2 protein-coding genes (both running past the window's edge) are annotated in these 12,407 nt (G+C 70.4%); both read left to right on the top strand.

Translation table 11 applies throughout. The features are described from left to right. Positions 1-8,566, top strand: partial view of an SDR family NAD(P)-dependent oxidoreductase gene (locus tag JGU66_23980; protein ID MBJ6763844.1) — the end only. Its footprint begins 13,457 nt before the window's first position; only the last 8,566 of its 22,023 coding nucleotides appear in the window; its start codon lies off the left edge, out of view; its stop codon occupies positions 8,564-8,566. Then, positions 8,556-12,407, top strand: partial view of an SDR family NAD(P)-dependent oxidoreductase gene (locus JGU66_23975; protein MBJ6763843.1) — the 5' portion only. It continues 21,045 nt past the right edge of the window; 3,852 of the gene's 24,897 nt are visible here — the first part of the coding sequence; it begins with the start codon at positions 8,556-8,558; the stop codon falls past the right edge of the window. The genes JGU66_23980 and JGU66_23975 overlap by 11 nt, the downstream gene beginning before the upstream one ends.

Raw genomic sequence — 12,407 nt, 5'->3', positions numbered from 1 at the left:
GTCGGGGGTCGTGGCCCTCGATGAGGCGACGCGCGATCTCGACCTCGACTTCTTCATCCTGTTCTCGTCCGGAGCAGGCGCGTTGGGGAACGTGGGACAGGCCGACTACGCGATGGCCAACGCGTTCCTGGACGGCTTCGCCGAGCTGCGAAACCAGCGGGTGGCATCCGGAGCGCGGGCGGGACACACGCTCTCGGTCGGCTGGCCGCTCTGGAAAGACGGCGGCATGAAGCTCGACGCCTCACACGAGGCACGGCTGCGGTCGGAGCTTGGAGTCGTCGCCATGCCCGCGGCGGAGGGGATCCACGCGCTCGTCGAGCTCCTGCGCGCACGGGTGACCTACGCGTGCGTGGTCCACGGGTACCGCGCCGTCGTGGAGGCACGGCTCGCCACCGGGATGAAGACCGCTCCGGCACCCATCGCGGAGAGGGAGAGCGCGCCCGCGTCCGCCACGCGTGAGAAAGACCTCCGAGGCCGCGTCCTGGACCGGGTTCGCTCGCTCGTCGCGGACGTCATCCAGCTCGACCCAGCCCGACTGGACACCGAGGAGCCGCTGGACGGGTACGGCATCGACTCGATCGTCATCGGCGAGATCATGAACCGGCTCGCGGCCGCCTTCGGCGGTCTGCCGAGAACGCTCTTCTACGAACATCAAAGCCTCACGGCGATCGCCGCGCACCTGGCTTCCACACGTGCCGAGGAGTGCATCACGTGGACGGGAGGCGGCATCGCGGAGCAGGTCCAAGAGCGACCGGCGGCCCCGGTCCGCGCCCCCGCCAGAGCCCGCGACGACATCGCAATCATCGGCGTGTCGGCGCGCTTCCCAGGGGGTGCGACACCCGACGAACTGTGGCGCACCCTCGTGGATGGCGCGTGCCACATCCAGACCGTTCCTCCCGAGCGATGGTCGCTGGACGGGTTCTACGAGCCCTCGCGCGATCGCGCGCTCCGGACCGTCAAGAGCTACCTGAAGCACGGAGCGTTCCTGGAGGACTTCAGCAGCTTCGATCCCCTCTTCTTTGGGATCTCTCCGAGCAGTGCCCGCGACATCGATCCGCATGAACGCCTGATGCTGATGTGCTGCTGGCATGCCCTGGAGGACAGTGGGTACTCACGGAGCACGCTGCGGCGGAAGCATGCGGGGAACGTCGGAGTCTTCGTCGGAGTGACGAAGTCCGGCTTCGCGCTCCACACGCACCTGACCGACGACCTCGAGAGCGCGCGACTGCCGCTGACTTCGTTCGGCTCGTTCGCGAACCGGGTCTCCTACAGCCTCGATCTTCAGGGCCCGAGCCTCGCCGTCGACACGATGTGCTCCTCGTCGCTGACGGCATTGCATGAAGCCTGCGAGCACATCCGTCGCGGCGACTGTGAGGTGGCCTTCGCTGGCGCGGTCAACCTCTACCTGCACCCTCGGAACTTCATCGACCTGTGCCAGATGCGGATGGCGAGCGGGGATGGACAGGTCCGCTGCTTCTCGAAAGACGGAGACGGCTTCGTTCCTGGGGAGGGCGTCGCCGCCATCCTCCTGAAGCCGCTCGAGCAGGCGCTCGCCGATGGTGACTCCATCCGTGGCGTCATCACCGGCAGCGCGCTCAACCACGGCGGCCTGACCCACGGCTACAGCGTGCCGAGCCTCGCCCGGCAGCGCGAAGTCATCGACCGGGCGCTCTCGCGCGCGGGGTGCGCGGCCAGCGAGATCGACTATGTGGAGTCGGCCGCGAACGGCTCGTCCCTGGGCGATGCGCTGGAGGTCGAGGCGCTCAGTCAGCTCTTCGGCCACGCCGGGGCGCAGAAGCCCTTCCTCGGAAGCGTGAAGCCGAACCTCGGACACCTCGAAGCCGCTTCCGGGTTCTCGCAGTTGTGCAAGGTGCTGCTCCAGTTCGAGAAGGGCTGCATCGCGCCCACGCTGTTCAACCCCGAGCAGCTCGATCCCAAGCTGGCCACGAAGGACGCACCGCTCCGACTCGTTGACCGGCCCGCGCCGTGGAAGACCTCCACCTCCCGTCCGCGAACAGCCCTCATCACCTCCTTCGGAGCTGGGGGCGCCTACGCGGCCGCCGTCGTTCGCGAGCCCCCTGCGGCACCCGCTCCCGACCGCGCCCCTCGCTCCGAGCTGATCGTCCTGTCCGCGCGGACCGAGGAGCAGCTCACCCAGGTGATGGAGCGCCTGCACGATCGGCTCTCGCGACGTGACGAAGCGCTCGATGCGGTGGCGTGGACGCTCCAACAGGGACGGGATCCGCTTCGCTACCGGGCCGCTCGGGTCGTGGACTCCACGGCGAGCCTCGTCTCGGCGCTGGCGAGTCACCTGACGGGGACTCCCACCTTCCGGATCCGCGACGCGCAGAGCGCCGAGCGGCGACTGGACGCGAACCTGGACACGGCGCTCGCCGAGCGTGACCTGGAAACCATCGCGGCGCTGTGGCTGGAAGGGGCCGACAAGATCCCCTGGGAGCGACTCCACCCGCCGTCCGTGCGCCGCTGCCAGCTCCCGGGCTATCCCTTTGACCGGCGCTCGTTCTGGTACGGCGAGGCGAAGGTCGAGCCACGCGGCGCTCAACCGCGGAGGGAGGACGCCTCGGCCCCCGCTGTCCCGGCGGCGCCGACGGCCCCGGTGCTCCCCGGCGCGGACGCGATGCGGCGGCATCTGCTGGCGGAGATCCGGTCGATCCTCATGCTGCGCCCGGAGGATCCGCTCGACTCGCGGTCGACGTTCCTCGAACTCGGCCTGGACTCCATCACGGCGCTTCGGTTCATGCGCCGCCTGTCGGACAGCCTGGGGCGCGACCTCCGTGAGACGCTCGTGTTCGAGCACCCGACGGTCGAGGACCTGACGCGACACTTGCTGGCGGAACGCGCGCTCCCCGCGAGTGCGCGCGAGCCCGCCGCGCCCCAGCCGTCCGGACCGCGCGAGCGGCTCGCCGAGGTCATCGCCGAGCATCCCGAACTCGTGCCCCTCCAGCTCGAGGGGAATGGCCCCCTGCTCTTCTGCATCCACCCGATGTCAGGCGACGTCGGCCTCTACGAGAAGCTGGCCGAAGCGTCTCGAAACCGCTTCCGCATGCTGGGGCTCCGGGCGAGGGGCTTCCTCACCGACCGGGGGACTCTCGATTCCATTCCGGAGATCGCCACGTACTACGTGGAGATCGCGACGAAGGCCGACCCGGTGGGCCCGTATCACCTGTTCGGTTCATCGATGGGAGGAACTGTCGCCTACGAGATGGCCCGTCAACTCCAGGAGCGGGGCAAGCAGGTCGAGCGCCTGATTCTCGTCGAGTCGCCGCTGGTCGAGAACAACGCCGACGGGCTGCTCTGGGACTCCGACGAGCGCCACAACTGGGTGATGAATGCCAACTTCCTGATGATCTCGATGCTGCACTTCGACCCGGAGTTTCGCCGGGCGAAGGAGGAGGGGCGGATCCGCTGGTCCGAGATCGCCCTGACTCATGACGAGGTCGCCGGGCTCGATGGGCTCGAACTGGTTCGGCAGCTCGTCGCGCGCATCGAGCAGCGTGGCGTGAAGACCGGAGCCGAGATCCTCCGAGGTCGACTGGTGTCGATGGCGCGCACGCACCTCGCCAACCTGCGCGCGCTCAGGCGATACCGCGCCACGCCGCGCTCCTGGGCCAAGCCCGTGCAGAGCCTGCTCGTGCGGACCCGCTCCGCCGCCGCGACGTCCGGGCACGTCTACAACCCGGACTATCTGGTGAAGGTGCAGCAGGCCAAGGGTTCGATGGAGCCGTTCCTCGCGGGCTGGACGCGCCTGCTCCCGGGGATGCGGACGGCCATCGTGGAGGGCGACAATCACTTCGACCTGCTCGGCACGCGGCACGTCGTCCAGAGTGTGGCCGACCAGATCGCGAGCGAACTCGGCGCCGGAGCCCGGACCGAGACGCCGCATGTCCAGCCCTCGCGCCGGCCCACGGATGCAGACGCGCGGATCGCGGTGATTGGCATGTCCGCCCGATTCCCGGGCGCGGCCAACATCGACGACTTCTGGCGCCTGCTCGAACGGGGCGAGTGCGCGGTCGGCGAGTTCCCCACGAACCGTGGCTGGGACCTCGACCGGCTCTTCGGCGCCGAGCCCGGGAGCTATGTCCGTCGCGGAGGATTCCTCCAGGACATCGCCGGATTCGATCCCGGGTTCTTCCGCATCACCCCGAAGGAGGCGGAGCTCCTCGACCCGACGGAGCGGCTCTTCCTCCAGGAGTCCTGGAACGCCATCGAGGACGCCGGGGTTGATCCCACGGCGATTGGCGGCCAGCGGTGGGGGGTCTTCTGCGGAGCGGGGGGCGACTATGGGCTGCGACTGCGGGAGCTGACGGGCATCGCGCCCCAGGTGACCTCATCGAGCATCCCCGGGCGGGTGGCCTACACGCTCGACCTCACCGGCCCCGTGCTCGCCTTGGACGCGGGATGCGCTTCGTCCCTCGTCGCAGTGAGCCACGCGTGCGAGCAGCTCGCCTCGGGGAGCTGCGACGTGGCGCTCGCCGGCGGAGCGCTCGTGTACAGCACGCCGAACCTGATCGTGACTGCGTGCCAGGCCCGCCTGTTCTCGCCCGACGGCAAGTCCCGGGTGTTCGACGCCGGCGCCAACGGGATGGTCCCCGGAGAGGCGGTGGCCGTCCTGGTGTTGAAGCCACTGCGGCAGGCGCTCGAGGACGGAGATCGCGTCTACGGCGTGATTGACGGCTGGGGCAGCAACCACAACGGCAAGACGAACGGGATGGCCTCGCCGAACGGGGCCGCTCAGCGCGCGCTGTACGCGGGGATCTCGGAGCGCTTCGGCATCGACCCGTCGACCGTCGACCTGGTCGAGGCGAACGCGAACGGCTCGCCCGTGGGCGACGTCATCGAGGTGCAGTCGCTCAACGAAGCGTTCGCGCCGCTCATGAAGGCCGGGCGCGAGTGCGTGCTCGGGAGCGTCGAGGGCAACATCGGGCATGCGTTCCAGGCCTCGGGCATGGGGCATCTCGTGAAGGTCCTCCTGTCCCTGCACCACCAGGCCATTCCGCCCACGGTGGGCATGAGCGCGCCTCACCCGAGCCTGCGACTGGCCGAGGGTCCCTTCAAGGTCACCACGGAGCTGCGCCCCTGGCTCCCCAGCCCGGAGCGCCCGCGCCGCGCGGCCATCAGCTCGTTCGGCGCCACCGGGGCCAACGCGCACCTCGTCCTGTCCGAGGCGCCCGCCACCGCGACCACGACGGCGCCCACGCTGCCCGCGCTGATCACCCTGTCGGCCCACGCCGAGGAAGGCGTGCGTCGCCGGAGTCAGGACCTGCTGGACTGGACGCGGCGGCAGCGCGGTTCGATCGACCTGGGGCGCCTCTCCGGCACACTCCTGTCCCGGCGGGGCCACTTCGCGCATCGCGCCGCCTTCGTGTGCGCCGACGCCGAGACGCTCGCGCGGCGACTGGCGGATCTCGCCGAGGGGCGGCCCGCGGAGCATCTCTTCCGTGGGCACGAGACAGCGCCCGCGAGCCCCGCGCTGGTGCGGCTCGGAGAGCTGACCCAGCCGAGCCTGGCCTCCGGTTCCTCGTCCCGCGAAGAGGACCTGCTCGTCCTCGCGGACCTCTATTGCCGAGGCGTGATGCCCAAACGGGGGGCCGTGGTCGCCGTGCCGCCGCTCTCCCTGCCCGGCTACCCGTTCGCCCGTGAGGCGCATTGGTACGGGGGCGAGGTCCGCCGCGAACCGGCACAGAGCCGACCGCGTCCCCCGCCGCCGACGCGACCGTTGCAAGACACGCTCACGGCCCTCGTGTCCGAGCTTACCGGCTACCCGCCTGACAGCATCGACGCGGACCTGCCGCTCAGCGCGATGGGGTTCGACTCGCTGTTGAGCATGCGGCTGCAGGCGTTGATCCAGGAGCGGCTGCGCGCGGAGCTCGCCCCCGACGTGCTCATGCGGGCGAAGACGATCCGCGGGCTCGCCGAGCATCTCCGCGCGATGGAGCTGCCCGTGGCGCGGACGATTGCGCCGGGGGCGTCACCCACCCTGCCCTCCTGGCTCGAGGAGCGACTCGCGCCCGCCGCGCCGGCCCTCCAGGGCATGGCGCTCCCGTGGCTCCAGCCGCGTGATGGCGCGGTCGAGGACATGCTTGCTTCGGAGATCGCGGAGTTCCTCCGGGGTGGGAGCGCCCTCGCGCGGAGCGACTCCCAGGTCTTCGCCGTCGGGCCTCGTGCAGCGGGCCTTGCCTCGCGGCTCGAAGGTTCGCCGGGGCTGTCCATCGCATTGCCGTCGCGGGCGATCATCGCGCCAGCCTCGCGCGAGCAGCGCCGCAGCCTCTACCACTCCGAGGTCCTCGGCCGGTACGCGCTGAACCTCCAGCACGCCTTCCTCGTCTCCGGGCGACCGCTCGACTTCGAACTCCTGGAGCGCGCGTTCACGCAGGCCGCGAGCCACCACGACATCCTTCGGACCCGCTACCTCCGCGCTGGCAAGGATTGGGTGCAGGTCGTCTCGCCCGAGGCCACACTCCGCCCGAGGCGGGCACCCACCGAGACGCTCGAAGGGTTTTACCGATTCCTGCTGGAGCGACGCTCGCGCCTCTTGGACGTGAGCGAGGGCCCGCCCCTCGAACTCTGGGTCATGGAGCGCTCGCCGGACTTCGTGGTGGGCGTCGTGGCCCATCACGCCACGGCCGATGCGTTCACGGCGCCGCTGCTGCTCGACGAGGTCCTCGGTGACTATGACGCCTTGCTCGCGGGCCGGGCTCTTCCCGAGCGCGGCCCCACCGAGCAGTACTGGCAATACGCGCTCCGCCAGCACGACTCCGGGCTCGACCGATCCGAGTTGGACCTCGCGTTCTGGCGGCGCCTGCTGCCCGGCGCCGGAGCGGCGATGCGGCTCCCGTATGCCGCGGACGCAGCGGAACTGTCGCCCGATGAGCTTGAGCTCGGAGACGGACACCTCCTCGAACTGCCCGCCTCGCTCGGGGAGACGATCGACGCGTTCTCGGCCGCCCATGGGCTGAGCCTCACCCAGATCTTCGCGGGCGCCCTGGGACTGGTGCTGACCGAAGGGCTCGGAAACGAGCGCGCCGTCCTGCGACTCTTCAACAACCAGCGCGACCGCGCGCCGCTCTTCCGCGCGCTCGGAGAGTTCAGCAACGTCCTTCTCCTGCCGATCGATCCCCCCACGGAGGGCTCGACCCTGGAGTACCTGTTCGGCGTCAGGGCGAGGCTCATGGACGGCCTGCGCCATGCGCGCGTCGACCTCGAGGCACTGCTCCCGCTCGCGGGGATCGATGGCCTGCGGGGCTACTATCAGTCTCCCGGAGACGTCGTCCTCGACAGCGCCGACGTGGACTCCGGGACGAAGGGCGCGAAGAGCCCCGGCGTTCGTTCACTCTTCGTCGACGCGCTCCGGGCGCACGAGCAGCACCTGGCCCAAGGGCAGGCGCTGGCGACCTGGTTCATCCAGGTCCTCCGCGTCGACGGGCGCATCCACCTCTTCTCCGTGTTCCGCAAGCGCCTGTTCGAGCCGACGCGCATGAGGAGCGTGGCGGAGTTGCTCGTCGCGATCGCCGGTGCGCTGTGCGCGCCCGACCATCGCTCGGTGGGGGACCTCCTCCAGGACTTCGCGGAGCCGCTCCGGGTGCTGCGGGACCAGGCCGCGCGGCCCCCTTCCGCGCGCGGGCGTTTCCCCGAGCTCGTCCGACTCAACGAGCGGAGTGAGGGGCGCCCGGTGTTCTGGATCCACGCGGGACTGGGTGGCGTGGAGCTGTACCGGGGACTTGCGGCCTCCATCGATCGCCCCTTCTATGGGATCCAGGCGCGCGGCTGGATGACCGACCGCGCACCGCTGCGCGGCATCGAGGCCATGGCCTCGTACTACGTGCACGTGCTCACGTCCGTCCAGCCGCACGGCCCCTACGATCTCGGTGGGTACTCGCTCGGCGGGATGCTCGCGTACGAGGTGGTCCGTCAGCTCCAAGCGATGGGCGAGGAGGTCCGCTCGCTCGTCATGCTGGACACCTTCGATGCCGAGACCTTCCAGCGACTGGAGTTCTCCGAGCGCACCGCGATCCTCCAGGCGGCGAACCTCGCGCTGCACGCGAGCGCGGGGAATCGCGCGGCGCCGCTCGAAGAGTGCCTGGTGCACAGGGACGCGCTCGACGCGGGGTTGGAGCCGTCGGCCTTCCTCACGCGCATCACCGAACTCGCGAAGCAGCGCGGGATGATCCAGAGCCCGACCCAGCTCCGCCTGCTGATCCAACAGATGCTCAAGGTGCAATCCACCTTCGAGGCAGGCCGCTACGCGATGCCGCCGCTGCCGTCCGCTGGGACGGTCCGCGGCTACTACGTCCGGAACCGGAGCGGGCGTTTCTACGGGGACCTGTCGCCGTACTACCTGTGGCGCGACGAAGAAGCGTCCATCGACGGACGCGACTCTTGGACGGCCTGGCGCGAGCGTCTCCCCGGGCTCGGCCTCGCCGACGTCGACGCCGCCAATCACATGACCTTGCTCGCGCAAGCGGAGCCGCACGAAGTCATCCGCCGACTCTGCGCCGAGCTCTATCGAACCGACATTGCCGTCGAGAGGTTGAACCGTGGACCGTAACTTCGAGCACGAGAGCTTCGACGCATTGGTGCGGCAGCGCGCCGAGCGCGAGCCCGACACCCGGGTGTTCACCTTCCTCGAAGGCGGCGAGCGCGAGGAGGCGAGGCTGACCTATCGGGACCTCCACCACCGTGCCCAGGCGATTGCAGGGTGGCTGCGGCAGTTCGGCCAGCCCGGCACCCCGGTGGTCCTATCCTATCCCGGCGGCGCCGACTTCATCTGCGCGTTCCTCGGCTGCGTCTACGCCGGGATGCCCGCCGTCCCCACGCCAGCGCCCTCGGGCCGTCCAACGGGGAGGTCCGTGCCCTGGCTGGAGCACATCCTCACGGATGCCAAGCCGGCAGTCATGCTGGCGCCGGCGTCGGTCCTCGAGTTCCTGCGGCCGTTCGCGGACACGAACGGCGGGGACTTCCGCTTCGTCGGCACGCCGATCCGCGAGCTGCCGCGAGACCTCGAGTCCTGGGCGGGCGCCTTCCGCGCGGTGGACAACCGTGGGGACTCGGTGCTGCACCTCCAGTACACGTCGGGGACGACCACCGCTCCTCGAGGCACGCAGATCACGCACCGCAACGTGCTCGTGAACTGCGGGATGATGCAGCGGAGCTGGGACTTCCGCGCGGACAGCGTCGACATCGTGTGGGTCCCGAACCATCACGACGATGGTCTGGTGCACGGCCTCCTGTGCCCCATCTTCAACGGCCATCACGCGGTGGTGATGCAGCCCAGCGACCTGCTGCTGAAGCCCGTGGCCTGGCTGCGCGCCATCACCCACTACCGGGGAACGCACACGGGCGGCCCCAACTTTCTGTACAACTACGCGGCGGAGCGGGTGCAACCGGCGGAGCGGGAGGGGCTCGACCTCCGATCCCTGCGCGTCGCGTACTGCGGCGCCGAGCCAATCCGCCGGGAGACGTTGGAGCGCTTCGCGCGCCTGTACGCGCCACACGGCTTCTCCCGTCTGGCCTTGTATCCGTCCTACGGGATGGCCGAGACGACGCTGCTCATCACGGCCAAGGCCCACGGCGAGGAGATGCGCTTCGCCGTGGTGGATGACGCGGCGCTGACGCGCGGCGTGGTGGCGTGGCGGCCCCCCGAGGAGGACGGACGGCCCGGGACGCGCACGGTCGTCGGCTGTGGCCAGCCCTGCCCTGGCTCCCTGCTTCGCATCGTCGACCCGGAGACCTGCCTGCCTTGCGCGTCGAGCCGCGTGGGGGAGATCTGGATCCAGGGGTCGCACGTGGCGGCCGGCTACCGGAACCGCCCCGAGAAGAACCGCGAGACGTTCGAGGCGCGAATCACGGGCGCGCCCGAGGAAGGCCAGTTCCTGCGGACAGGGGACATGGGCTTCATCCAGGACAACGAGCTGTACATCACCGGGCGGCGCAAGGAGATGATCATCCTGCGCGGCCAGAACGTGTACCCGCAGGACGTCGTGTGGGCGCTCGACTCATGCCACGAGGCCTTGAGGCAGGGCCGGTTCGCCGCGTTCGCGTTCGAGCACGAGGGGCAGGAGCACCTCGGGGTGGTGGCCGAGGTCAAGGAGAAGGACCTCGAGCGCGCGCGTCGCCAGGACTGGAAGGACGTGTTCGGCGCCATCCGGGAGACCCTCACCGAGCGCCTCCAGGTCCAGCCCTCGACCGTCTGGCTCGTCGGCTACAACGCCGTCCGCAAGACGAGCAGCGGCAAGCTGCAACACCTCGGCACCAAGGCCGCGCTCGAAAAGGGAGAGCTCGCGGTCGTGAGCACCTGGTCGCGGCTCGCCCCGGCGGCCAGCGCCCCGACCGAGAGCGACCTGGCGGGCTGGCTCCGCGCGCGGATCGCGAAGCACGTCTCGGCGAAGCCCGAGGAGATCGACCCGAACGCCACGTTCTCGAGGTTGGGGTTCGACTCGGTGAGCGCGGTGGCGCTCGCCTCGGAGATCCGCGAGCACCTCGGCCGGGATGTGCCCGCGACCCTGTTGTGGCGCGCCACCACGCCGGGACAGCTCGTCACCTACCTCCTCAAGGGCGAGGTGGCCGAGACCCGCGAACCGGCGCCCGTCGCCGAACCCGTCGCCGTCCAAGCGGCGGAGGGCCCCGAGCCCATCGCCATCATCGGGACGAGCTGCCGGTTGCCCGGCGGCGTGGATTCCGCCGAGGCGCTGTGGCGCCTGCTGTCCGAGGGAATCGACGCGGTGACCACGGTTCCCAAGGACCGATGGGACACCCACGCGCTCTTCGACGCCGACCCGGCGGCACCGGGGAAGATGTACACGCTGGCGGGCGGCTTCCTCGACGACATCGCCGGTTTTGATCCGGCGTTCTTCGGGATCAGCGACGTGGAGGCCCAGGCGATGGATCCCCAGCAGCGGATGCTGCTGGAGCTCTCGTGGGAGGCGTTCGAGGACGCGGCGCTCCCGGTCGATCAGCTCTCGGGTCGGCAGGTCGGCATGTTCGTGGGCTTGTGCAACACCGACTATGCCCAGCACGGCTACTTCTCCGGGGATCCGAGCACGCTCGACGTCTACTCGGCGACGGGAGCCATCCCGAGCATCGCCGCCGGCCGTCTGGCGTATGTCTATGGGACGCGCGGCCCGTGCCTCTCGGTCGACACGGCCTGCTCGTCCTCGCTGGCCGCCGCCCATCTGGCCATCGAGTCACTCCAGCGCGGCGAGTGTGAACTCGCCTTCGTCGGCGCGGCCAACGCGCTGCTCGCCCCCGAGCCGACCGTCTACATGTGTCGCACGGGCGTGGTCTCTCCCACGGGGCGCTGTCGCAGCTTCTCCGACGCGGCGGACGGCTACGTGCGGAGCGAGGGCGGCGCGGGAATCGTCCTCAAGCGACTGGCCGACGCGAGGCGGGATGGAGATCGCGTCCTGGCCGTGATCCGCGGCTCCGCGCTCAACCATGATGGCCGAAGCAACGGCCTGACCGCCCCGAGCGCGGCCGCCCAGGTCCAGCTCGTGCGCCGAGCCCTGGCCCGCGCGGGCGTCCGCCCCGACGAAGTCGGATACGTGGAGGCCCACGGCGCGGGGACGCAGCTCGGTGATTCGATCGAGGCGGAGGCACTGGGAGAGGTGTTCGCCGGACAGCGCGCGCAGCCGCTGTGGATCGGCTCGCTCAAGTCCAACCTGGGTCACCTGGAGTCGGTCTCGGGGCTGGCGGCGCTGCTGAAGGCCGCGCTGACGCTGCACCACCGTCAGCTCCCGGCGAGCCTCCACTGCGAGACGCCCAACAAGCTGATCCCCTGGCAGTCCATACCGCTGGAGGTCGTCACCCGGCGCATGCCCTGGCCCTCGGGGCGGCCCGCCATCGCGGGCGTGAACAACTTCGGCCTGTCCGGCACCAACGTCCATGTGGTGCTCGAGGGCTTCACCCCACCCGCCCCCGGGCCCAGCGCCCAGGGGCCGCACCTGGTCACCTGGAGCGCCAAGACACGGACCGCGCTCGCGACGCTGGGCAGCCGCTACGCGGACTCCGCCGGTGGGCGCGCGCTCGCCGACATCGCGACCACCGCCAATCGGGGCCGGGCCGCGCTGCGCGAGCGCGCGTTCGTCGTCGCGGATGACGCGGGCGATCTGGAGCGGCGGATCCGCGCGGGCGGCGGGTCGGCGGCGACGACCGAGTCGGGTCCGCGCCGGATCATCTGGCTGTTCACGGGCCAGGGCAGTCAGCGGCTCGGAATGGGGCGACAGCTGTACGACGCCGAGCCGGCCTACCGTGAGAGTTACGACCGGTGCGCCGCCGTCGTGCGCGAGGTGACGGGCGTCGACTTGTACCGCTGCATCGAGGACACCGCGGCCCTCACCGAGCCACGAGCCCAGCAGCCCGCGCTCTTCGCCCTTCAGGCGAGCCTGGCCGCG

The organism is Myxococcaceae bacterium JPH2 (genome assembly GCA_016458225.1).
In the GTDB taxonomy this organism is placed as follows: Bacteria; Myxococcota; Myxococcia; order Myxococcales; family Myxococcaceae; genus Citreicoccus.
Note: the sequence above shows the minus strand (reverse complement) of the source record. Positions and strands in the feature narration are given on the sequence as shown.